The following is a 24,858-nucleotide window of genomic DNA, read 5'->3' as shown; positions in this document are numbered from 1 at the left end:
AAAAGACTCCTCGTAAAAAAGTTGGACAAAAAGCCCAACTTTTATTAATGTATTCCATTTTACTACAGCGAACATATTTTCGCACGCTATTTAACTTATTTTAACAGTTCTGCTAAAGCCGTTTGATAATCTTCTGCGGCACTTTCAGCAGTCTTAATATCAGGCTTGTTCACACCAACATAGGCTTTAATAACCGGTTCAGTACCAGATGGTCTCAAAGCAAGCCAAGTCTCGTCAGCCAAGAAGTATTTTAAGACGTTGGATTTCGGCAAGTCCGTCATCGACTGCGTTTGCCCATTGACCGTTTCTTCCTGCAATAAAAAGTCCTGCGTTTTAATTACTGACATCCCATTAATTGCAGTCAAGTGCTCGTCACGCAGCTTACTCATTAACGATGCCATCTTCTTTTGGCCGCCAATTCCCGGCATTTCAATTGCACGCGTAATTTCATAAGACGTACCGTACTTTTGCCAAATTTCTTTTAAGCCGTCTAAAACCGTCATCCCGCGTGAAGCATAATATGATGCAACTTCCGCAAACATTAACGCGCCCTGCATGGCATCCTTATCACGAGCAAACGGCTTAAACAGGTAACCATAGCTCTCTTCAAAGCCCATCAGGAACTGTCCGTCATGCTCTTTGTTCATCCGGTCAACTTCTTCACCAATAAACTTAAAACCAGTCAAAACTGATTTGGTTTTAATGCCAAAATCTCGGGCAATCTTCAACGGCATTTGACTGGAAACAATTGAGGTAATCAATTCATAATCACTAGTCAACTTGCCGCTGTTTTTCAAATTAACCAGCAAATAATACGCCATTAACGTCGCAATTTGGTTACCTGTCAAAACTTGAAAATTGCCATTTTCATCACGCACACATGCTCCCATTCGGTCAGCATCAGGATCGGTTGCAATAATCAAATCGGCCTGTTTCTGGTTAGCCAAAGCCACACCGGGATCAAACACATCACGATATTCTGGATTAGGCTTCTTAGTAGTTGGGAACTCCGGATCAATAATCGACTGACTGGGAACGGGAATAATATTGGTAAACCCGCCCTGACGAAATGCCCGGTCGTAAATCATTTTTCCGGTACCATGAAGCGGTGAGTAGATAATGGTTAACTTAGCGGCATTTTCCTTAATCATCTGCGGATTAACATTAACGTTTTTTAATTCAGCCAAGTAGGCTTCATCAAGGTCTTCACCAATTAACTTTAATAATCCTTGTTCACGCAATTGCGCTACTGGTGCTGCCTTAATCGTGAACATATCGTTAACCTGCTGTGCATGGGCAAATACTCGCGCCGCATTCTCTGGACCCATTTGGGCACCATCAGCACCATAGACCTTGTAGCCGTTATACTGCTTGGCATTGTGGGAAGCCGTGATATTAATCCCAGCAAAAGTGTGCAGATAGCGTACCGCAAATGAGAGTTCTGGTGTCGGCCGCAAGTCATCAAACAAGTAAACCTGAATACCGTGTGCACCTAGAACACGTGCAGCAATTTCCGCAAACTCCCGCGAATGGTACCGGGAATCAAATGAAATAACTACGCCGCGTTTTTGCGCATCAAGACCATTTTCATCAATTAATCGCGCCAAGCCCTCAGTAACCCGCTCAATTGTGAACAGATTTATCCGGTTTGTCCCTGGCTCCAGTCTCCCCCGCATCCCCGCGGTACCAAAATTAATCTCTTGACCAAAAGCATCTTCAACCCATTTCGGATCCTGACCCAAGGTCGCCAGCTGCTGTTTTAAATAATCCGGCATATTCTGAACTTGTTGCCAATCCTTAAAAGTCTGCTCTGCATTCATTACTGTCATGTACCTCAATTTCCACACAATAAATTCGTTTTCATCTAATCTATTTTAGCATTTATTACCATTGGTAAATAAAAAGAATTCATCTTCCGATGAATTCTTAAGATTAATCATTTAAATTTTGTAAGTAGTTGTATGCTTCTTGTCCAGCTACACTGCCTTCACCAACTGCATTAGCAATCTGGCGCAGGTCCTTTGCCCGAACATCACCTAAAGCAAATACCCCAGGAACCTTAGTCTGCATGTGTTCATCGGTTGGGATCCAACCCTTATCGTCTAAAACACCTAAGTCTTTAAATGCGGCAGTTTGCGGCAGCATCCCGACATAAATAAATACGCCGCGGGTAGCTAGCTCCTTTTGTTCACCAGTTTCCTTGTCCTTATAAGTTACACCAGTGACCTTTTGTCCGTCACCAACAATTGACTCAGTATCAGCATTCCAAATAAAATGCATCTTATCGTTAGCAAAAGCACGTTTTTGTAAAGTCGCTTGTGCCCGCAATTGGTCGCGGCGGTGAATAACTGTCACTGACTTTGCAGACTGCGCAAGGTAAATACCCTCTTCGATTGCGGAGTCACCCCCACCAATGACTGCAATATCTTCATCTTTGAAGAATGCGGCATCACAAACGGCACAATAAGAAACACCCTTACCCGAATATTCTTCTTCACCCGGGACACCTAAGTGACGGTGATCCGCACCAGTTGCAATAATTAAGGCCTGAGTAGTATATTCGCCAGCATCAGTTTTAACAATCTTGGTATTGCCATCAAGTTCAACTGACTGCACATCACCATATTCAAATTCAGTACCAAAACGCATGATTGAATTGTACATCTTTTCGCCTAGTTCAGGACCCTTAACGTCACTGAAGCCAGGATAGTTATCAATCGCATCAGTATTGTTCATTTGACCGCCATAAAGTCCGCGGTCAAGTAACAACACTGACAAGTTGGCACGTGAAGCATAAAGAGCGGCAGTCATCCCGCCGGGGCCAGCACCAATAATAATTACATCATAATTCTTTGCCATGATTTCACCTCAAGTAGTTTCTTATTTTTAGTAAGTAAATTATACAACGGAAACCGCTTAAAGTCTAATTTCCTGCTTTGGACTTCGACCCATCATCTTGGTAATTTCATCATCCACGTTGGTATTTTCATATAAAACCCGGTAGATTGCCTCACTAATTGGCATGTCAATTTGCTTTTCTGCACATAATTCGTGGACTGCTTTAACTGTTGTAGCACCTTCAACCACTTGTCCCATATTTTCAAGAACGTAGTCTAAGCTCTTACCCTCACCAATTTGCTTACCACAGCGCCAGTTACGAGAATTGACAGAAGTACAAGTAACAATCAGGTCGCCAATACCAGCCAGGCCGCTAAAGGTTAGCGGCTTAGCGCCAAAATAATTAACGCCAAGCCGTGTAATTTCTGCTAAACCTCTTGTCATTAGGGCTGCCTTAGCATCATCACCATAATGCTTACCGACCAAAATTCCGGCAGCAATCGCAATAACGTTCTTAACGGCACCGGCAACTTCAACACCAACTAAATCATCATTGGTGTAAAAGCGGACGTAATCATTAGACATCATCTTTTGCACTTTTTGGGCATTTTCCATGCTGGTTGAAGCACAAGAAATTGCCGTTAGGTCCTTCTGCGCAACACTTTCGGCATGACTAGGACCAGAAATCGCAACAATTTTATCGGTATCATCTGGATAAACTTCTTCAGTCAAAATCTCCGAAATCAATTTTTTGGTTCCTGGTTCAATTCCCTTAGTTGCAGTAACTAATAATGGTTTATTGCCAGTTGCCGTCAAAACTTGGTGGACGTTCTTGGCAACACTGCGGATTGCACTAGTTGGCAAAACAAACAAAACAACTTCAGCGCCAGCCAAAGCCGCTTCAAGATCACCAGTTGCCGTAGCTGTTTCATTAACTTGCCAATTCTTCATGTAATGCAAGTTAGTGTGCTGCTCATTAATTTCGTGAATGACCTGTTCGTTATTGCCGAATAGGACAACTTCATTTCCATTATCAGCAAGCATTGAACCCAAAACGGTTCCCCATGAACCTGCTCCTAAAACTGCAACTTTTGTCATTTTTATTCCTAACTTTCTTTAATAATAACTTTTAATCTCGTGAATATGGATACTTAAGGCCGCTGCCGTCAAGGTACCATTTGGGCTTAACTTTTACTCGGCGATAAATAAATAATGCCACCACCACTAAAAATAGCACCAAACTTAATAGTTGCGAAACGCGAATACCGCCTGCTAAATACAGACTATCAGTGCGCAGTCCCTCAACAAAAAAGCGGACAATTGCATACCAGCCAAGATAAAACATGAAAACTTCGCCCTGTTTAAAGAGGTGCTTGCGATGACGCAAACTTAAAAGGATTACCAGACCAACTAAGTTGAAAAATGATTCATACAAAAAGGTTGGCTGGTAATACACCCCATTAATTTTCATTTGCGTAATGATAAATTGCGGCAAATGAAGACTTTGTAAAAAGGACAAGGTTGTTGGTCCGCCATGAGCTTCTTGGTTCATGAAGTTTCCCCACCGACCCAATATTTGAGCTGCAAGAACTCCCGGAGTAATTACGTCAAGCATCAAAAATGGTGGCAAATTTCGCTTATGGCAAAAAATCAACAGAACAACTGCCCCAGCAATTAAGCCACCATAGATGGCAATCCCGCCGTTCCAAATGGCAATAATCTGATCCGGATGCTGCGAATAATAGCCCCATTCAAAAATCACATAGTAAATGCGGGCACCAACATACCCCAGCGGTACGCCCCATAGCAGCAGGTCAATAAAGTCATCACTTGCAATTTGCCGACGCTTGCCTTCAATTATCGCCATTGAAGCTGCAAGCACAATTGCAACTGCCATGATAACGCCATACCACTTAATACTAATCCCACCCAATTGAAGGGCAACTGGATTAATTGCTAATGTCATTTATCTTTATCTCCTGACATATTTTTTTGGGAATTCTCGGCAATTAGGGCTGTTAAATTATTATCAAAAGTTTGCGTGGCATCATAACCCCACTTTTTAGCACGGAAATTCATGGTTGCAATTTCAATAATATCTTCCATGTTCCGGCCAACTTTAACTGGAATGGTAATTTGGGGGATTTCGACATTACAAATCTCGCGCTTGCTCTCCTCAAAGCCAAGACGATCATAATTCTCGTTATTGTCCCAATTAACCAGCTTAATTACCAAGCTAATGCTGGCACGCCGTTTTACCGCGCCGACACCGAACAGATCCATAACGTCAATAATACCGATACCGCGGATTTCCATTAAATGCTTCAAAATCTTTGGTGCCTCGCCCACTACGGTTTCAACGTCTTTTTGGTAAACATCAACCCGGTCATCAGCAATTAGCCGGTGCCCGCGATGAATTAAACCTAAGGCAGTTTCTGACTTACCAACGCCAGAATCGCCGGTCAATAATACACCTAAGCCCTTAACTTCAACCAAAACGCCATGAATTGTATCACGCACAGCTAACCGCTCACGCAGATATTCAGTCAAAATACTCGAAACGTATGTCGTTGATTCCGGCGACGTTAAGATGGGAATTTGTGCCTTATCAGCAGCTTCAACAAGTTCTCGCGGAATTCGCAGCGACCGCGAAATGAAAAAGCAGGGCGTTTGCGGTGTACACATTTTATTAAAAACTCGCACAAGGCTCTCATGATCCAGCCTTGCTGAATAAGAAATCTCTGTTCGCCCTAACAGCTGAATTCGCTGCTTAGGATAAAAGTCAAAATAACCTGTTAACTCTAACCCTGGCCGGTAAATATCCGACACAGTAATTTCTGTATTCGCAACATACTGCTTACCATGAGCAACATGAATAATCTTGTTATCTCGAATTAACTTTTCTAATTTAACAGCATTTACCATTTTAACTGCCTCGATAGTTTATTTATCAACATCCTTGGTCTTGACATTGCGCGCTTTTTTTCGTTTAGTCTGGTTCTGATTATCACGCCAGCCTGTCCAATTACTGCTAGTGCCACTTGGCTTATTTTCATTATCATCGTTTTTAGTAAAATGATTAATCAGCCAAATAATCAAAGCAATTACAATAATTGCTGGCAGGAGCATAAATAAAATATGAAAGAATGCAAATAGCAGAATCAGGATGATTGCTGCACCTAATACTAAACCAACTATTCCCCAAAAACTCATTTTTTCACCTATTCTGGATTGTCTTGACTAAGCAGCCACTGCAAATATGCATAGACAAATGGCTGCAGCTTTCCATCCATTACACCACTAGTATCGGCAGTTTCATAGCCAGTACGCAAATCCTTAACTAAATTATAAGGATGAAAAACGTAAGAACGAATTTGTGAGCCCCAACCAATTTCTTTTTGGTCGCCCTTAAGCTCCTGCTTGTGCTGACGCTTCTTTTCTTCTTCTAGGTGAAAAAGCTTGGCACGTAATTCGTTCATTGCCGTTTCGCGGTTTTGCAGCTGTGAACGCTGTGCCTGTGAAGTTGTCACAAAGCCCGTAGGCAGGTGGGTAATCCGGACCGCACTAGAAGTCTTATTGATGTGCTGACCACCAGCACCACTTGAACGGTAAACATCAATTCGCAAATCTTTAGGATTAATGTCGATTTTGATACTGTCATCAATTTCAGGAATAACTTCAACTGAAGCAAACGACGTATGCCGGCGCTTAGCAGAGTCAAACGGGGAAATCCGCACTAAGCGATGAACACCATTTTCAGACTTCAATAGCCCGTAGGCATTCTTCCCTGTTATTCGAACACTGACGCTTTTGACACCAGCTTCTTCACCTGGTTCATAATTATTGATTTCAAATTTAAAATCACGTGTATCAGCATACCGCTGATACATTCTAAGCAGCATTGCCGCCCAATCCATTGCTTCCGTACCACCCGCACCCGGATGAATTTCCAGTAAAGCATTGTGATTGTCATATTTACCCGATAAGAGCAGATCCATTTCATAATCATGAAACTCATCCTGCAGTTTAACTAAGTCAGTTTCAACTTCTTCTTGCAAATCCTGATCGGGCTCAAGCCGCAATAATTCCAGAGCAGTTACTTCATTTTGGTAATTTTCTTGCAAATGAATAAAGGAGTCACGTTTTTCCTTGAGCAGATTATTCTCAGCAATTAATTGCTGGGCCTTTTCTTGATTATCCCAAAAACCCGGCTCCTGCATCTTGCTTTCATTTACGGCAATACTTTCATCAATTGATTCAAGGTCAAAGAGACCCCCTAAAGTGATCTAGCCGCTTTTTTAATTCGTCTAGCGCACTTTGAATTTCGCTAATTTCCATTGTCTAGTCCTTTTCTTTTGTTTACCAGCAAAAAAGAGAAAGCACTCTTGCTTTCCCTTAAACCCGTTATTACCGGCTAAGATTTTGTCTAATTTCAGCTTTCAGGAACAACCGAGTTACGTCAAATTCAATATTTGAAATCATTTCTTCAAACATGTTGTAACCTGAATCTTGATATTCAACTAACGGATTAAGTTGACCATAACCACGCAAACTAATTGATTGCCGTAATTGATCCATGGCATCAATGTGGTCAGTCCAGCGGTCATCAACCACTCGCAGAATAACAACCTTTTCAAATTCAAGCATTTCTGATGGATCAGCTAAAGCCTGTTCCTTTTCTTCAAAGTTGGCTTCAACAATATCATAGAGTTTTTGCTTCAATTCCGGCACTGTCACAGTCTTAAAGTTAAACTTATCAGCCGCTTCTTCACTGGTGATGCTAGAAACGATAAAGTCACGTAATGAATCCAGACGCCACTTCTTACGGTCACCCTGCGTGAACATATCAACTTGACTGTTAATTGTCCGCTTAATCATTGGCACCAAAACATCCTTCAGGGATTTTTCTTCACCAATTACCTGCATCCGTTCACCGTAAATAATTTCACGCTGAATCCGCATGACGTCATCATATTGCAGAGTTTGCTTACGCGTATCGTAGTTGTTACCTTCAACCCGCTTTTGCGCAGACTCAACTTGCCGTGTAATCAGACGGCTTTCAATTACCTTCTCGTCATCATTATCTGACAAGCGGTCCAAAAAGTCCTTAACTCGGTCGCCACCAAAGCGCTTCATTAAGTCATCTTCAAGTGATAGGTAAAATCTCGTTACACCAGGATCACCTTGACGGCCTGAACGACCACGAAGCTGGTTATCAATTCTTCGTGATTCATGCCGTTCAGTTCCGATAACAGCCAGACCACCTAATTCTTTAACGCCAGGCCCTAATTTAATATCAGTACCACGACCGGCCATGTTCGTCGCAATGGTTACGGCACCACGTTGACCAGCATTCATGATAATTTGAGCTTCTTTAGCGTGGTTTTTCGCATTCAACACTGCATGCGGAATACCAGCGCGATTCAGAAGATTACTCAACCGTTCCGAACTTTCAACAGCTACCGTACCAACCAAAACAGGCTGACCCTTTTCATGACGCTGTTGAATATCAGTAACAACGGCGCTGAATTTTGAATCTAAAGTTGGATACAAAATATCTGACTTATCAATTCTGGCAATTGGCCGGTTGGTTGGAATCGTGATTACCTGCATGTTGTAAATTTCACGGAATTCTTCTTCTTCGGTCTTAGCAGTACCAGTCATTCCTGACAGTTTTTTGTACATTCTGAAAAAGTTCTGGTAAGTAATCGTTGCCTGTGTCTTTGATTCTTCTTGAATCTTAACACCTTCCTTGGCTTCGATTGCTTGGTGCAGACCATCAGAATAACGCCGACCTTGCATTACCCGACCAGTAAATGAGTCAACGATCAAAACTTCGCCTTCTTGAACAACATAGTCAATATCCTTGAGCATGATGTAGTTAGCCCGTAATGCTTGGTCAAGATGGTGAACCAATTTTTGGTTTTCGACATCATACAAGTTCTTCAAGCCGAAATGCTCACAAGCCTTTTCAATTCCTGTCCGTGTCAGTGAAATTGTCTTGGTTGGCCAATCAATCTTGTAATCGCCGTAATCTTTGTCATCATCAGCGTCGTCATCACTTTTATCTTCTTGAAGCGTCTTAACAAACCTGTCGGCACGAATGTAATCACCATTAGCTTGTTCAGCTTCGCCGGAAATAATCAGCGGTGTTCTGGCTTCATCAATTAAAATTGAGTCGACCTCATCAATAATTGCGTAATTAAGCGGTCTTTGAACCATCTGTTCCTTGTAAACAACCATGTTGTCACGCAAGTAATCAAAGCCTAATTCAGAGTTAGTTGAATAAGTAACATCACAATTATAAGCAGCCCGCTTTTCATCTGGCGCCATTGAGTTCAGATTCAAGCCTACTGTCAAACCCAACCACTTGTATAATTGACCCATTTCTTCTTCGTCACGGCTTGACAAGTATTCGTTAACCGTAACTACGTGAACTCCCTTACCAGTCAAGGCATTCAAGTAAACTGGCATGGTGGCAGTTAAAGTCTTACCTTCACCAGTCATCATCTCGGAAATATTACCAAAATGTAAGGCAATCCCACCCAAAATTTGAACGTGGAATGGATATAAGCCCAAAACTCTCTTAGCACCTTCTCTGGCAACTGCAAAGGCTTCTGGCAAAATTGCATCTAGGTCTTCGCCCTTCTTCAGCCGTTCTTGAAATTCTGGCGTCTTAGCCTTTAATTGCTCATCAGAAAGTTTGTCGTATTCATCGGCGTGACTTTCAACTTGGCTTGCTATCTTTTCGAACTTTTTTAGTTCTCGTTTATCATTGTTATATAGTTTCTTTAAAATGTTTACCATTAAATCGATCCTTAAATTGTACTTAAGTATAAAAACACATGATAATTTTACCATGATTAACGCAAAATGAAAAATAAACAAAACAAAGACCTCACATTAAATGTGGGGCCCTCGCCAACAAATTATTATTTTTATTTAGTTTCAATTAAGCCATATCGGCCATCATTTCTGCGGTAAACAACACTTGTACCGTTAGTTTCGGCATCCTGAAAGACAAAGAAGTCATGTTCCAACATGTTCATTTGCAAAATTGCTTCTTCAGGACTCATTGGTTTTAAGCCAATTTGCTTATTACGGACAATATCAAACTCGCTGACAGGCTTTTCTTTCTGCTCTTCCTCTGGAGTTTCGACAAAGAAATCATTAATTCCCTTTTCACGGCCTTTACGGTTTACCCGTGTCTTGTATTTTCTAATTTGCCGCTCCAATTTTTCGGAAACAAAGTCGATACTGCGATACATATCATCGGTTGTATCTTCAGCTCTCAATACTAAGTATGGCAGTGGAATAGTAACTTCAACTTTAGCCGTATGGTCGCGATAAACTTTTAGATTAACATGAGCGACCATGTCTTGATTTAATTCAAAATATTTTTCTAATTTCTTTAGCCGCTTTTCCACGTAACTTCTTAAAGCGTCAGTTACCTCGATATTTTCACCACGAACATTATACTTTAACATAATGAGATTCTCCTTTCGAGCTGCTTAGCAGCCTTTCGTTATTTATATTATAACAAAACTTGAAAGCGCTAAACAAGAAATAACCTACCGGTAAATTGAAAAACTTTCAATCCTAGCTGCCGGAAAAACAGCCGACAGTGCATCCCGCGCATGATACAAGGTTCTCCCGGTAGTATAAATATCATCCAAAAGTAAAATTTTGCGCTGCTTAAAATCAAATGCCAAATCATGGTTAACTCCAAAAGTTTGCTCGCTTCTTAAACGCTCTGTTCGATTTTTGGACCCTTGAGCACCACAATCACTAACTTTAAGTAAAGCTGGCGTTAATGGAACTATATCATCATAAATAGCGCTAATTGTATCAAACTGGCGCTTTGCAAGATGTGCGGCAGAAGTCGGAATCGGAACATAATAATCTGCTTTAATTTGCCTTAGTTCTTGATAGCACAATTCCTGAAGTACAGCTCTTAAAACATAATCGCCATAGCGCTTATAATTAACCATCAGGTCATGAGCAGCACCGTTATAGCGTAAAGCAGCATGGTGGTGCAGCAAGCTGGAGCCATAAATTTTTCGCCAAGTACGGCAATTTAGGCATACGTCATTTTGCGCTAATTCACCAGTACAAACCTGGCACCTGTGATCTGTTAAAGCTTGAAATTTAGCGCGGCACTGTATGCAGATGCGCTGCACGTGCACTTTTCGCCATGAAAAAAACTGCCGTAAAGATACAGCTGGGGCAAATTGTTGTCCGCATAATAAGCAGCTGTTCATCGATTCATTTCCTTAATCTGTTTCATTGCACTGCGCAAACTTGCCGTATATTTGTGATAACAAAATAGCACTAAGCCATCAGTATCATCTTGCGCTCGCCCAACACGACCATCTATTTGCACAAGACTAGCTGGAGTGTAAATTTGGTCATCTGCGGCAAGAATAATTACCCAAACATGTTTAAATGTTACCCCGCGCTCCAAAATCGTTGTAGTTACCAAAATCTGCAGTTGCTGCTGGCGAAATTGCTCTACCTTTTCTAGCCGTTTTTTATCGGCAGCATAAACCCCCGCCACTGCAACATCAGCTAACTCTGTTTCCCGCCTAATTGCCGCTAGATACAAGGAAATTTGCTCAATTCTGGGAACAAATAATAGCAAAGGATGTCCTTCTTCAATTGCTGCCAAAATCGCTGCCAACAATTTAGGATGCAGCTTACCCCGATTTAAAAATGACCGCAAAAACAATTTTTCTTTTGGGACTGGAAGTTTTCCACCGTGAAAACGCTGGTTTAATTTTAAAATTTGCAGCTGTCCTAACTTTACTTGTGTTAATAAATCTGCAGTTGGCGTTGCGGTCAAATAAACCCGCACGCCACTTTCTTTTACCGCCTTTTGCGCACCAAAATGAAGCTGGTCATTACCAGCATAAGGAAAGGAATCAACTTCATCAATCACTAACAAATCGAAGGCTTGATAAAATTTTAGCAATTGGTGCGTCGTACAAATCGTCAACTGCTCTAGTCCCGGTTCTTGATACTTGCGGCCATGGTACACACCGATTTCGACTTGGGCAAATGCCGCCTGCAATCTGGGATACAACTCAGTTACAACATCAATCCGCGGCGTAGCAATACACGCCCGCTGACCCAACTTCAAACATTCAGCCAGCAGTGCAAATAACATTTCCGTCTTGCCCGCACCTGTTACAGCGTGAACTAAGGTGCTTTGACGCCTATTAAAATTACTAACTAACTGCTGTGAAATTTGTGCCTGCAGACTAGTCAACTCGCCAGTCCAAGTTAAGCCGCCGTCTTGGGAAACAGGAAAATCCACTTTCATCTGGTTACGCCACAAATAATCGCCTTCAACAATTCGCCCAATATTTAAGCACGCACGGCAGTATTTTTTACCGTTGGGCAATCGCGCCTTGACCTTTGCCCCGCAGCGATTACACCGACCAGCTGTGATTGCCGCAATTTTCGTCAATGCTGTATTTGTGCTAAAATCCTCTTGACCGCCAACCCATTGGCGACCCGCGAGGTTCGTTAAATCTTCCATTTCGCTGCCTCCATTAATAATTACGCAAAAAGAAGGTAAAATTTTTTGACTAACGAAAATTATTTAACAATTAAAGAAAACGGCGACCATGAAATTATTATCAAAAAAAGCCGTTTTATTGCCAGTTTGGCAAGAACTACGTCTATTGATGAAGCCGAAGAATTCATTGCAGCAACCAGCAAAAAATACCATGATGCCACCCACAATACCTTTGCTTACACAATCGGTCTAAATGATGACCACGTCAAAGCCAGCGACAATGGCGAGCCGTCTGGAACTGCCGGAGTGCCTGAATTAAAGGCGCTGCAGCTAATGAACTTAAAAAACGTCACCGTTGTTGTCACCCGTTATTTTGGTGGTATCAAGCTTGGCGCCGGCGGCTTAATCAGAGCTTATTCCAACAGTGTCAGTGAAGGTGCCCAAGCAATCGGGGTTGTGAAACGCGTTCGCCAGCAAGAAGTGATTTTTCATGTTACCTACAACCGTTTTGATGAAGTAGACCATTTTTTGAAACAAAAAGAGGTTTATGTTGCTAAAATCGACTATGGTGTTGACATTGCCATTCATCTTTTTATCGATGAACACGACCAAGCTGACTTAGAAAAAGCATTAACTAATTTGCTTGCTGGCAAAGTAACCTTTAGTAATGGCGAAAAACGTTACAACGAACTACTAATTAATGCACATAATTATCATGAAAAATAAAAAAGACTAGATTCAATTCTAGTCTTTTTTGTCGTTTTGATGTTTTAATTGTTCCGGCTTATCCTGTCCCAGATGCCAAACCTCGACTGTTGGATCCTTAGTACTGCGTGCACTAATTATCTTTTGCGTCAAATGCAAGAACGGTTTATACTTCTCACCCAATAGCCCAATTGATTCCACAAACAATTCTAGGGCAAGCAGTAGGCCAATAATTAGCAGCCACGTTCCCCAACTCGGTGACAGAAGAAACAGCAGCGAAATAAAGGAAAAAATCAGCGACAAAGCATAAATTGTTAACACTGTTTGCCTGTGCGTCAGCCCCATCCGCATTAACTGGTGGTGCAAATGGTGCTTATCAGCCTGAGAAACTGGCCGCTTATTTAATTTGCGCCGGATCATTGCATAAATTGTGTCAGTAATTGGCACTCCTAAAATAATAATTGGCACCAGCAAAGAAATAAAGGTGACATTTTTTAATCCTTTAAGTGACAAAACTGCAATCATGAAGCCAATGTACAGCGCGCCTGTATCACCCAAGAACATTTTTGCCGGATAAAAATTATACGGTAAAAAGCCTAATAAACACGCCGCAAGCATAAAGCACGCAATTGGAATATACAATTGTCGTGTATGCAAGAAAAAATAGCCAACAATTCCCATTGTGAACAAGGAGATCATTGAAACCCCATCAGCTAGACCATCTAAGCCATCAATCAAATTGACGGCATTAGTCAAAGCCAAAATCCAAAAAATAGTAATCGGCAGGCTCCACCAGCCCAAATTAATTTGCTTATTGATAAACGGAACGTTAAGGACATTCATCTTAATGCCGCCCAAAAAGTAAATTACTAGTGCGCCAACAAAAATACCAAACATTTTTTGCCGGGGTTTTAATTCTAAAATATCATCAATCATCCCAGTCAATACAACCACACTTGATGCCAGCAAAATGCTGAATGACTCATGAGTGGGAAATTGTTCCCGCAATAGCACGAAAACCCCAATATTAAAGGTTACAAAAATCCCGAGCCCGCCTAAAGTTGGCATTGGAGTCTTATTTACGCGTCTGGCATTAGGATTATCAACCGCACCAAGCACAAAGGCCAATCTTCTGATGAACGGCGTAATGGCTGCCTGAATGATTACCAAAAAGAATAATTCAACAATAATTTTAAACATAATTTGGCTACTTTCATAATTTAGTTGCTTTTAATTATACAGGCTTGGGCAAAAATGCACAAATTAGGCTATTCAACGAAAAAAGCTAGGTTCTTACAAACCTAGCTTTTAACTTTATTTTGCAACTGCTACAACCCGTTTTTCACGGATCACAGTAATTTTAATATTACCAGGGTAATCAAGTTCTTTTTCAACTTGATTCCGAATATCACGTGCCAAAACGGTAATTCGATCATCTGAAATCTTCTCTGGCTCTACCATAACCCGAACTTCACGTCCAGCCTGAATGGCATAAGCCTGCTTGACTCCATCGTACCGCTTAGCAATCTGCTCAAGTTCGGTCAACCGTCTAATATAGTTCTCCAAACTTTCGCTTCTAGCACCTGGTCTTGCCGAAGAAAGCGTATCTGCTGCAACAACTAGTTCAGCAATAAACGACAACTTCGGCACATCCCCGTGGTGGGCTGCAATTGCGTTAACAACAACATCTGATTCATGATACTTCCGTGCTAATTCCACACCAATTTCAACGTGTGAACCTTCAATATCATGATCGATGGCTTTTCCAATATCGTGTAATAATCCCGCGCGTACCGCTAATTTTTCATTTAATCCCAATTCTGCTGCCATTGTGCCGGCAAGCTTAGCTACCTCAATTGAGTGACCCAGTACATTTTGTCCGTATGAAGTACGATACTTCAAGCGTCCGAGCGTCTTAACCAATTCAGGATTCATTCTGTGAATCCCAAGTTCCATTAATGCGCTTTCACCAGCCTCATAAATATCATCATTGACTTCTTTACGCGCCTTGTCGACTGTTTCCTCAATGCGAGCAGGGTGAATCCGACCGTCTTTAACCAGCCGTTCCATTGCCCGTTTAGCAATCTCACGTCTAATCGCGTCAAACCCACTAAGAGTAACAACCTTTGGTGTATCATCAATAATTAAATCAATTCCTGTTAGCGCTTCAAATGAACGAATATTCCGACCTTCACGTCCGATAATTCGTCCCTTCATCTCCTCATTAGGCAAATCAACCACAGATACAGTAGTCTCGGCAACTGTATCCGCCGAACTACTCTGAATCGCATCAATGATTATTTGACGAGCATAATGGTCAGCTTTAGCAGCCACCTCTTCATTACTGGTCTTAATCATTGTTGCCCGCTCCTTGACTAGCTGATCGGCTAATTGGTCCAAAACCAACTTCTTAGCCTGCTGCTTGTCTAGGTGCGCGACTTCATACAATTTCTGTTGTCTTTGATCGACTAATTCAGCAGCAGCCTTAACTTTAATATCAAGTTCTTCCTGCTGCTTCTGTAATTGATCCTTTTTTTGATTGAGTCCATCCTCTTGCTCTTTAAGTAAAGAATTTCGGTGATCGAGGGTATCTTCTCGTTGTTTCAAACGATTATTGTCACGCGCAATCTCATCACGCTTAACATTTAATTCGTCTTCTACTTTTTGCCGATAATCCTGAATTTTTTCTTGAGCTTCGAGAATTTTCTCTTTTTTAGAGTTTTCAGCACTCTGCTTTAAGGCTTCTGTTGCTTGCTTTTGGGCATTAACTTCAGTCCTTGCAGCAGCAACCTGTGCTTTTGCATCGGTTAAAATATGGTCGGCATCATTTTGCGCATTTTGGGCATTTTTCTCCCAAATGTTCTTACGAATTGCGTAACCAATTCCTAACCCAATTATAATTGAAATAATAGCAACCGCGACGGGAATCAAAATTATATTTGTCATGATTACTATCGCCTTTTTTATTTTTTAGATTATTCACACAATATTAATGATAAAGAACCACGGCACACATGTCAATGAACAAGAAAAAAACCTTGCCTCAAATTCCGAGGTCAAGGTCAATTTCTTCAACTCTATTCGCTTTTGTTATCGGCTTCTTTTTGGGAAGAATCCTTAGTTGCAGTTTCATCTTTCGGCTTGTTAGCCTTAACTTTTTCTGGATCCTCACGATCAGCGATTGATTTTTCATCAATACCATAAGCTTCTCGAACCTGATGTTGAATATCATCATAAATATCTTGGTGTTCTTCAAGATATTTTTTGGCATTTTCGCGACCTTGGCCGATCCGCTCATTATTGTATGAATACCACGAACCCGCCTTAGCGATAATATCCTTATCAGCTGCCATATCAAGTAATTCCCCACTTTGAGAAATCCCTTGACCATACATCATGTCGACTTCAGCAACTTTAAATGGCGGCGCAACCTTATTCTTAACCACCTTAATTTTTACCCGGTTACCAGTAATATCGCCGCCAGTCTGTTTAATCTTTTCAGCTCGTCTAATTTCCAAACGAATGGTTGAATAAAACTTCAAGGCGCGACCACCAGGTGTAGTTTCAGGATTACCGAACATAATACCAACTTTTTCCCGAATTTGATTAATAAAAATCGCAATGGTCTTGGTCTTATTAATATTACCGGAAAGCTTTCGCAATGCCTGACTCATTAATCGTGCCTGCAAGCCCACGTGACTGTCCCCAATGTCACCATCAATTTCAGCTTGTGGTACCAATGCAGCAACAGAATCGACAATTAAAATATCAATTGCCCCACTAGCAATTAAAGTATCCGCAATCTGCAAGCCTTCTTCACCAGTATTTGGCTGTGACAAAATAAGCGCGTCAACGTCAACACCTAAAGCTTGGGCGTAAGCTGGGTCCATTGCGTTTTCAGCATCAATATAAGCAGCCGTGCCGCCGCGTTTTTGCACTTCGGCAACAGCATGCAAAGCAACCGTCGTCTTACCAGAAGATTCAGGTCCATAAATTTCAATAATTCTTCCTCGTGGGTAACCGCCAACACCTAAAGCCGCATCAAGTGCCAGCGAACCGGACGGAACCGTCGAAATTTCAGTATCAGCCTTGTCGCCCATCCGCATTACGGCGCCTTTACCAAAATTCTTTTCAATTTTTTTCAATGCACTTTCCAGTGCTTTTTGTTTTTCGTCTTTGGCCAAGCGATTTTCCTCCTCTAATTAATACCCATTAATTATACTTTGATTTCTTGTTTATTTGCAAGGAAAACCGAACAAATGTTTATTCTTTTATCCCGCATTATTAAATACGCCAAAATTATCTTTTTTTGCGAAAAAAGTTGCCATTTTTACCAATTCTATTAATTTAATGCTAACAAGTAAGAATTAATTAAGCAAAAATGTTGCATCCTTAGGCGATTTTAAAAGTATACAAAAAGACGCTAACCAAGTCAGCGTCTTTTAAATTTATTTATAATTACATTGAGCCCTTAAAAACGCCCCATGAACTATGGAAGTAATCCCAACCTGAATAGATTGTAAAGATTAATGCCAAGTAGAGCAGAATCGTTCCAATGTGGTAAAAATCACCAATCAGTAAGAAAATAACTGACAGCATTTGGCAAGTTGTTTTGATCTTACCAGGCATTGCCGCAGCCATTACCTGACCCTTGTTTTCTGCCAAAATCAACCGTAAACCAGTAACTGCAAGCTCACGACAAACAATAATAACTACCACCCAAGCTGGTGCTAATTTTAATTCAACCAGCATAATAAAGGCGGTCATTGTTAACATTTTGTCGGCTAACGGATCGGCAAACTTACCAAAGTTGGTTACCATATTACGCGAACGGGCAATGTGACCATCAAACCAATCAGTTGCAGAAGCTACAGCAAACACAACTGCGGCGATTACTAACCGCCAATAGACTGTACTGCCAGCAACTTGGACACTTGCATCACCGCCAAACATGACGATTAACACGAAGACTGGGATTAAAAATATTCTAAAAACAGTTAATTTATTGGGTAAATTCATTCTCTACTACTTCTCCTATATTCGATAATTATCTGCCATTGTTAGTGGTTGAAGAGTGAGTTGAACTATCAGACTGACTGCCATTATTAGTGGTATTAGTCTGGTTATTGCTCTGACCATTATTTTGGGTAGTTTGATTATGCTCTGCAGTATTATTAGTAGTCGTACTATGTGTAGTCTGATTGTTTGAACTATTAGTAGATTGACTAGAATTAGAACTTGAACCAGTTGTACCGCTATTGGTACTTGTCCGGTTACTTTGAGTTGAATTTGATTGACTTGTAGTTTGACTACGTTGTTCGCCAATCAATAAGGTCAAACTCAAACTGCCATTTTGGGCATCATATGGTACTTTCTTACCGCCAACAGTTACCTTAGTTCCTGACGCATTGCTCAGCGTAACGCCAACATTTTGGGCATCAGTAGGAATGGCAATTGTTTGCTTTTGTCCAGCTGCTAAAGTTTGAGATGCTTGTCTAACACCATTAACAGAAATCGTGACTGTAATACTTTGGTCACCAGCACGCACAACTAAATTACGATTATTCTTCAAGCCAGTAACTTGGAATTGGTTGGCAGCTAATTCCTTAATCTTGACTGGATTAACTGCAACTGGCTTCTTTTTCTTAGCTTTATTGGTATTTTCTGAAGAAATCGAAACCCCATTATCTGGGTTAGTAGTTTGATTATGACTTGCTGAAAAATGGGCGTACACCACATAACAAACCAAAATCACAACAATTACTCCCAGACCAACAATAATCCGTGGCAAATAATTCTTCCACAATTTCTTTTTGTTGCTGGTTGTCTTACGAACTTCTTCGCTCTTATTATCAATCGAATCTTCAACGTATTCGTCTGGTTGGGCTGCAGGAACTTCTTGATGGTATTCGCTTAATAACTGTTTACCATCCAAGCCGACAATCTGTGCATATTGTCTAATAAAGGCCCGCACATAAAAATCACCAGGGAGTTTATCAAAATCATTCTGTTCAATTGCCGTCAGATATCTACCTTGAATTTTGGTTGCTTTTTCAATATCTGCAATTGAAAGTCCCTTTGCCTCTCTGGCACTGCGTAATTTATCTCCGATATCTGCCATAGTTACCTCTTTAAAAATTCTCCACTAACAACTAGAGTATAACATATACTACTACTTTTTTTCACACTTATAACAGCCAGCCACCGCTGACATAAATCGTCTGACCTGTTAAATAGCCAGAACGAAGACTGAGTAAAGTCTTGACCCAAAATGAAATATCACTGCCTTCAGCTAGTCTGCCAGCAGGAATTTCACCTTTGACTTCCTCCATTGTTTCCGGTGCAAACATTGCATTCATCGGTGTATTAACCGCGCCGGGAGCAATTACATTAACTGTCAAATTAGCTGATGCCACTTCACGCGCGTAGCTTTGAGCAAAGCGTGTTAAGCCAGCCTTTGAACTGCTGTAAACAGACTCCATTGCACTGCCTTGACCGCCATAAACCGAGCCGATATAGACAATACGGCTAAAATCATTTTTAATCAAAAGCGGCTCAAGCAAGCTAGTCAACTTAATTGGCACTGTTAGATTTACACGCATAATTTGGTCAATCTTATGTAAGTCTTGCCCACTGACAAAGTTATAATCGGTAATGCCTTGGGCAAAAACAACCGCATTAATTGGCAGTAATCCTTTTACAAAAGTTTGTAACTCCCGGTCATCAACCAAAAAACTAAGTTTAATTGGAATAAAATCTTGCTGGGGATACTGCTTAGTCAAGTTTTCGCTTAACTCGCAAGCCGCTTGCCAATTTTGACTGCAATGAATATAAAGCGACCAGCCATCTTGTGCCAAATCCGCACAAATAGCTTGTCCAATTCCACCAGTAGCGCCAAACACAATTGCTCGCTGCATTCTAACATTCCTTTTCTGCCCAATTCTGAGCCATTAATTTGTACAGCATTACAAATTATATAACAATTACTTGTCCAATTCTACACTTTTACAATCACAATGTTCGAGTTAATTTTAACATTATTCAACCGTAAAATTAGCTAAAATTGCCACATGCTAAACTTTCTTAAAAATTACTTCTCAGATGTATCTTCTGGCGGCAACAAAACCTGCCGCGGCTTGGAACCTTCAGAAGGCCCAACAACACCTTTAGCTTCCATGTCATCCACAATTCTAGCAGCTCGATTATAACCAATTCTAAAACGGCGTTGCAACATTGACACACTGGCTGTCTGCTGACGTCTAACCAGATCAACTGCCTGAGAATAAAATTCATCTTCCGGTTCATCGTCATCTGTCGCATTATCACTACTCTTTTGCGGAATCATTTCTTCATCATATACTGGCTTCTGCTGGTCCTTAACCCAGGAGATAACTCGTTCCACTTCACTAGAAGCAACATAAGCTCCTTGAATTCGTTCCGGCTTTGAAGCACCAACTGGCATATACAGCATGTCGCCGCGACCCAATAATTTTTCCGCTCCCGTTTGGTCCAGAATTGTGCGCGAATCGACACCACTAGATACGGCAAAAGAAATCCGCGACGGCACATTCGCCTTAATCAGACCGGTAATTACGTCAACACTCGGTCTTTGCGTTGCCAAAATCATGTGGATTCCGGCAGCACGCGCCATTTGCCCTAAGCGGACAATTGCACCTTCGACATCATGGCCGCCAACCATCATTAGGTCACTCAATTCATCAACGACAACCAAAATATAAGGTAGCGGCTTCATTGCCGGCTTAGTTTTATCTTGATTGTTCAGCCGAACCTTTTCGTTAAATTCTGCCATGTTGCGCGCACCACTAGCCGCAAATAATTTATAACGCCGCTCCATTTCTTTAACGGCCTTGCTTAACGCGTTAGCGGCTAGTTTAGCATCCGTTACAACTGGAATCAGCAAATGCGGAACCCCATTATAAACGGATAATTCAACCATCTTCGGGTCAATTAAAATCAATTTAACTTGGTCCGGCATTGCCTTCATCAAAATACTGGTTAGGATCGTGTTAATTGCCACGGACTTCCCAGAACCAGTCGAACCAGCAATCAACAAGTGCGGCATCTTAGCCAAATTAGCCGAAATTGTCTGACCCGTAACATCTTTACCAAGAGGCACGACCATTGGTTCCTGTTGCGCCTTGGCATCTTGGTTCTGCATTACATCCTTAAACGCAACAACAGACGTTGTTCGGTTAGGCACCTCAATCCCAATAAATGGCTTACCGGGAATTGGCGCTTCAATTCTAATATCTTTAGCAGCTAGCGCTAAGGCCAAGTCATCAGCCAAATTGACAATGCGGCTGACTTTAACCCCAACTGCAGGCTGAACTTCATACCGAGTAATCGTTGGCCCCAAAATTGCCTTCTTAATAATGACATTAACGCCAAAACTCTTAAAAGTTGTCTGCAAGGTTTGAGTATTCTGCCGGATTAATGTTTTATCCGAACTCTGATCCGCATTCTTAACTGTATCAAGCAGCGAAAGCGGCGGCTTCCGATATTTAGGATTAGGTTCTTGTTTCTGCTTGGTTTCTAGTTCGCCGTGATCCACATCTGCCAATTCCTGCAGCATTTTCTTATCCTGATCGGCAAAAGAATGTGACTTTGGCAACGCCGTTTCTTCTTCTTTTTCGTCATCTTCTGGTTCTGCCTGTTGGTCAAACTCTGCTTCCGGCTCACTTGATTTAGGCTCTTCTTGACTAGCAATTTGAATTTGCGGCTCGTCATTCTGCTCATCCTCAACTGGCGCTTCAAACTCTGCTTCTGTTTCAGGAAGATTTTCTTGTGAAGTTGTCTCTTCTTCAGCAGCATCTTTTTTAACCGCAAAATCATTAACATTAGGAAAAATCGGCGATGTCGAATTTAACGGATCATTCAGATCACGTGCCTGCTGCTCCGCTATTTTCTGTAATTGTTTCTCGCGCAGAACTTCATATTTATCTTTGATTTTGGTTCCTGCTGCCTGATTTTTGACAATAAACAGCTGACTAAAGGACTGAAACTTTTCAATAATTGTTCTAAATTTAACATCAAAAAACATTAACAGGCCAATTGGTATCAACAAAACTGCGATCACGCGCAAACCAATATGGCCAAGCAGTTGGTAAAACAATTGATAGCAGATAGCACCAATAATCCCGCCGCCAACCGGCAGAGTTACTGCCGCACGAGCAAATTCAGCAGCCATTTCATGCCAAAAGGCATTCATAAAAGCATTATTAACCAGCTCATGCTCAAAATAAATACTGCTCTGAATTACTAATACCCCTAAAATTGCCAAAAACAAGCCGCAACTGCGCTTAAACTTAAAGTGCATCGGCTTGTTATAAATTAGCATTACCAGACCAAACAGGCCGAACAACCCCGCTGCCAGTAAATAAGAATCGCCAAAAAACAAACGAAAACAGTTGGCAATCTGTCTGCCCAAGATACCAAATTTCACAAATGCCCAAACAGCAATAATAAGTTGAATCAGACCAATAACCGCCCAAGTTATCCCAGTATTCTGCGCCTTCTTACGTTTTTTAGTTGTCTTTCTCTTTTTCTTAGGCATAATTGCACCTAATTAGGAGCTAAAAATTAGCTTGGAAGTTCAAATTAACTGGTTGATCCAAGGTAATTTGCGTAACTTCATAAGTTAAGGTCTCAATATATTCAACTAATGGCCGGCTGAGTAATTTATAGTCAGTCTTATCAAGATCGCTGCCGTCACCAAAGTAATCCTTGATTTGCACAATTTGGCTAATCATCCCGCTAACAGAAAATTCCCCAGGAGCCGGCGCAACATCAAAAATTACCGTGACATCAAAGTAGCTGCCATCTTGACCGGCATCAGTTGTACCATCATCGTTTTGTTTTTCAACTTTTTTCAAGCCAAAATTAACTTGATCTTTTGTTTCTGGTTCTTCATTAATGTCATAGTGAAAATTTTTAACCATGACTGGTGTTTCTTTAACAAAATCCATTATTCTTCTCCTAAATTTCTTTCATAACGTTCAGGGCGATTATAATCATCCTTTAACTTGTCATTTTCATAATGATGCGCCGTTTCCATATTTGGAAAGCCTTGTTGGCGCAATGCCTCAAGCAAAACCATCGCTACAGAGTTTGAGAGATTGTAGCAGCGAATGTTGTCAGACATTGGAATCCGCAAATTACGGTCATAGTATTCACGCATAAAAGTTTCCGGCAAACCTGTTGTTTCTTTTCCGAAAACAAAATAGTAATCTTTATCCTCATCGGTGTAATCAACTTCGGCATAATTTTTCGCTGAAAACTTCGAAATTAAGTACATTTCATCCTGTGGACCCAGTGTTTTCAAAAATGCCTCAAGGTCGTCATGACGACGAACGTCTACTTTATCCCAATAATCAAGTCCGGCACGCTTCATCTTCTTGTCATCAATTTGAAAGCCTAGCGGTTCAATCAAATCTAGCACTGTATTCGTTCCGGCACAAGTCCGAGCAATATTACCAGTATTAGCTGGCATCAGTGGTTCATACAATACAACATGGTTTGTCATTATTTTCTCCTTAACAAAAAAGTGCGGCCTATAACCACACTTCTTCTATTCTTTTGTTATTTTTTCTTTCTTAGGTGCAGCTTCTGTGGTTAAAGCAGCATTCTTATCCTCCGCAAAAACCTGCGAAACCTTACGGTAATAATTGTACACGCGCATGATAATAATTTTCAAGATTGCATAGATTGGAATCCCAAAAATCACGCCCCAAAGGCCCCAAACAGAACTGGCACCGATTAAGAGCAAAATCGTGGTAACTGGATGCATTGCCATCTTGTTGCCCAATACAAGTGGGCTAATTACCCGTGATTCAATTGTCTGCTCAACCGCAAACACAATGAGCACCTTGACTAGCATTGGTACCGAAGTCATCACCGCAATCACTACAGCAGGTATAAAGGCGATAAACGTTCCAAAATACGGAATCAAGTTTAACACACCACTTAAAACCGCCAGAGCAATGGCATACGGCTGCCCAATAATAGTGTAGCCAATTGCAAACATAATGCCCACCCAAAAAGCAACGGTAATCTGACCACGAATATATGAAGCTAAGGCAGCATTAATTTCATATAATAATTTACTAAAACTTTTTTGCCAGCGTTTAGGCGCGAATTCTGTAATATATGGCCGCAATTGGTGTCCGTCTTTAAGCATGAAGAACAAGATGAACGGCGCAGTAACGACCGTCATAAAAATAATCGTAATGATACTAATTGCTGATGAGATGTTGTCTAGAGCCGCGTTAATTGCCGTTTGACTAGACTTAAATAACATGCTTTGTGCACGATTAATCGCATCATTAATATTATTTTTAACACTATGAAATTGTGGGTCGCTTAACTTATCCTGCACCGCAACGCTTGCTTCACGCCAAATGCGCGGCCAATGCTTAATTAGTGAATTAATCTGGGTTTGAACAATCGGCAAAAGCGTATTGATAATCCAGACAAGTAGTAAGGCTACTATAATAAACAGCCCAGCAATTGTAACAACCCGCGGCACTTTAAACTTACGCTCAAGCGTGTCTACCAGCGGATTCATAATGTAAAATTGGATCACTGCCAACAAAAGCGGCGGCAAAATAGCACTAAAAAATAACCGCGCTGGATTTAAAACAAAAGAAATCTTATTGAACAACCAAATCACAAGGAAGAACAATAAGATATTAAGCAGTACAATACTAAAACGATTATTCAAAAACCATTTTTCAAAAATACTGCGCCTCGAATGTTTTCGTTGATTTTCCATTAAA

At 41.1% G+C, this 24,858-nt stretch carries 22 protein-coding genes; 1 reads left to right on the top strand and 21 read right to left on the bottom strand.

Features of this window, described 5'->3' with window-relative positions; all coding sequences use genetic code 11:
- Positions 1 to 95: 95 nt before the first annotated feature.
- The 11 genes from OZX58_RS02575 to OZX58_RS02525 form a co-directional block, all read right to left on the bottom strand.
- On the bottom strand, positions 96 to 1,820 hold the full coding sequence (locus OZX58_RS02575) for a phospho-sugar mutase (RefSeq protein ID WP_277141725.1): 1,725 nt from the start codon (positions 1,818 to 1,820) through the stop codon (positions 96 to 98).
- Positions 1,821 to 1,932: 112 nt separating this feature from the next.
- On the bottom strand, positions 1,933 to 2,859 hold the full coding sequence (gene trxB, locus OZX58_RS02570; RefSeq protein ID WP_277141346.1) for a thioredoxin-disulfide reductase: 927 nt from the start codon (positions 2,857 to 2,859) through the stop codon (positions 1,933 to 1,935).
- Positions 2,860 to 2,916: 57 nt separating this feature from the next.
- Positions 2,917 to 3,936, bottom strand: coding sequence for an NAD(P)H-dependent glycerol-3-phosphate dehydrogenase (locus tag OZX58_RS02565; RefSeq protein WP_277141345.1), 1,020 nt, complete (start codon positions 3,934 to 3,936; stop codon positions 2,917 to 2,919).
- Positions 3,937 to 3,967: 31 nt separating this feature from the next.
- The gene (gene lgt / locus OZX58_RS02560) at positions 3,968 to 4,804 is read right to left on the bottom strand and encodes a prolipoprotein diacylglyceryl transferase (protein ID WP_277141344.1); all 837 of its coding nucleotides are present in this window, start codon (positions 4,802 to 4,804) and stop codon (positions 3,968 to 3,970) included.
- Positions 4,801 to 5,763: an HPr(Ser) kinase/phosphatase gene (gene hprK, locus OZX58_RS02555; protein ID WP_277141343.1), complete on the bottom strand. Its 963-nt coding sequence runs from the start codon at positions 5,761 to 5,763 to the stop codon at positions 4,801 to 4,803. Before hprK ends, lgt begins: the two co-directional genes overlap by 4 nt.
- Before the next feature lie 18 nt (positions 5,764 to 5,781).
- A complete protein-coding gene (locus tag OZX58_RS02550; protein ID WP_277141342.1) occupies positions 5,782 to 6,051 on the bottom strand; it encodes a hypothetical protein in 270 nt (89 codons plus the stop codon).
- A gap of 8 nt (positions 6,052 to 6,059) precedes the next feature.
- Positions 6,060 to 7,176 (bottom strand): peptide chain release factor 2 gene (prfB, locus tag OZX58_RS02545; RefSeq protein ID WP_277141341.1). Its coding sequence is split into 2 segments (ribosomal slippage): positions 6,060 to 7,103 and positions 7,105 to 7,176, totalling 1,116 coding nucleotides; the frame shifts between segments, so codons are not numbered across the junction.
- 69 nt (positions 7,177 to 7,245) lie between these two features.
- Positions 7,246 to 9,645: a preprotein translocase subunit SecA gene (secA, locus tag OZX58_RS02540; RefSeq protein ID WP_277141340.1), complete on the bottom strand. Its 2,400-nt coding sequence runs from the start codon at positions 9,643 to 9,645 to the stop codon at positions 7,246 to 7,248.
- A gap of 131 nt (positions 9,646 to 9,776) precedes the next feature.
- Positions 9,777 to 10,325: a ribosome-associated translation inhibitor RaiA gene (gene raiA / locus OZX58_RS02535; protein WP_277141339.1), complete on the bottom strand. Its 549-nt coding sequence runs from the start codon at positions 10,323 to 10,325 to the stop codon at positions 9,777 to 9,779.
- Between the two features lie 84 nt (positions 10,326 to 10,409).
- Positions 10,410 to 11,099: a ComF family protein gene (locus OZX58_RS02530; protein ID WP_277141338.1), complete on the bottom strand. Its 690-nt coding sequence runs from the start codon at positions 11,097 to 11,099 to the stop codon at positions 10,410 to 10,412.
- Positions 11,096 to 12,379 carry a helicase-related protein gene (locus OZX58_RS02525; protein ID WP_277141337.1) on the bottom strand — a complete coding sequence of 428 codons (1,284 nt, stop codon included), beginning with the start codon at positions 12,377 to 12,379 and terminating at the stop codon, positions 11,096 to 11,098. Before OZX58_RS02525 ends, OZX58_RS02530 begins: the two co-directional genes overlap by 4 nt.
- Positions 12,380 to 12,424: 45 nt before the next feature.
- Between OZX58_RS02525 and OZX58_RS02520 the strand changes: the two genes are divergently transcribed.
- The gene (locus OZX58_RS02520) at positions 12,425 to 13,084 is read left to right on the top strand and encodes a YigZ family protein (protein WP_277141336.1); all 660 of its coding nucleotides are present in this window, start codon (positions 12,425 to 12,427) and stop codon (positions 13,082 to 13,084) included.
- A gap of 18 nt (positions 13,085 to 13,102) precedes the next feature.
- Here OZX58_RS02520 and OZX58_RS02515 read toward each other — a convergent pair whose 3' ends face one another.
- The 10 genes from OZX58_RS02515 to OZX58_RS02470 form a co-directional block, all read right to left on the bottom strand.
- Positions 13,103 to 14,263 (bottom strand): MraY family glycosyltransferase, encoded by a 1,161-nt coding sequence (locus OZX58_RS02515; protein WP_277141335.1) that lies wholly within the window; start codon positions 14,261 to 14,263, stop codon positions 13,103 to 13,105.
- Positions 14,264 to 14,377: 114 nt separating this feature from the next.
- The gene (rny, locus tag OZX58_RS02510; RefSeq protein ID WP_277141334.1) at positions 14,378 to 16,009 is read right to left on the bottom strand and encodes a ribonuclease Y; all 1,632 of its coding nucleotides are present in this window, start codon (positions 16,007 to 16,009) and stop codon (positions 14,378 to 14,380) included.
- Between the two features lie 131 nt (positions 16,010 to 16,140).
- Positions 16,141 to 17,247 (bottom strand): recombinase RecA, encoded by a 1,107-nt coding sequence (gene recA, locus OZX58_RS02505; protein ID WP_277131213.1) that lies wholly within the window; start codon positions 17,245 to 17,247, stop codon positions 16,141 to 16,143.
- A gap of 274 nt (positions 17,248 to 17,521) precedes the next feature.
- A complete protein-coding gene (gene pgsA / locus OZX58_RS02500; RefSeq protein ID WP_277141333.1) occupies positions 17,522 to 18,082 on the bottom strand; it encodes a CDP-diacylglycerol--glycerol-3-phosphate 3-phosphatidyltransferase in 561 nt (186 codons plus the stop codon).
- A 28-nt stretch (positions 18,083 to 18,110) separates the two neighbouring features.
- Complete coding sequence (locus OZX58_RS02495; RefSeq protein WP_277141332.1) at positions 18,111 to 19,184, bottom strand: RodZ family helix-turn-helix domain-containing protein; 1,074 nt, start codon at positions 19,182 to 19,184, stop codon at positions 18,111 to 18,113.
- 67 nt (positions 19,185 to 19,251) lie between these two features.
- Positions 19,252 to 19,980: an SDR family NAD(P)-dependent oxidoreductase gene (locus OZX58_RS02490; RefSeq protein WP_277141331.1), complete on the bottom strand. Its 729-nt coding sequence runs from the start codon at positions 19,978 to 19,980 to the stop codon at positions 19,252 to 19,254.
- 173 nt (positions 19,981 to 20,153) lie between these two features.
- Positions 20,154 to 22,637, bottom strand: a complete 2,484-nt coding sequence (locus tag OZX58_RS02485; protein ID WP_277141330.1) for a DNA translocase FtsK — start codon at positions 22,635 to 22,637, stop codon at positions 20,154 to 20,156.
- Between the two features lie 19 nt (positions 22,638 to 22,656).
- Positions 22,657 to 23,049 carry a DUF1149 family protein gene (locus tag OZX58_RS02480; RefSeq protein ID WP_277141329.1) on the bottom strand — a complete coding sequence of 131 codons (393 nt, stop codon included), beginning with the start codon at positions 23,047 to 23,049 and terminating at the stop codon, positions 22,657 to 22,659.
- The gene (trmL, locus tag OZX58_RS02475) at positions 23,049 to 23,606 is read right to left on the bottom strand and encodes a tRNA (uridine(34)/cytosine(34)/5-carboxymethylaminomethyluridine(34)-2'-O)-methyltransferase TrmL (RefSeq protein WP_277141328.1); all 558 of its coding nucleotides are present in this window, start codon (positions 23,604 to 23,606) and stop codon (positions 23,049 to 23,051) included. Before trmL ends, OZX58_RS02480 begins: the two co-directional genes overlap by 1 nt.
- A 45-nt stretch (positions 23,607 to 23,651) precedes the next feature.
- Positions 23,652 to 24,854, bottom strand: a complete 1,203-nt coding sequence (locus tag OZX58_RS02470; RefSeq protein ID WP_277141327.1) for an AI-2E family transporter — start codon at positions 24,852 to 24,854, stop codon at positions 23,652 to 23,654.
- Positions 24,855 to 24,858 lie beyond the last annotated feature (4 nt).

The organism is Lactobacillus sp. ESL0680, from assembly GCF_029392855.1.
GTDB lineage: Bacteria > Bacillota > Bacilli > Lactobacillales > Lactobacillaceae > Lactobacillus.
The sequence above is the reverse complement of the archived record's forward strand: the minus strand, read 5'-3'. Positions and strand labels throughout refer to the sequence as shown.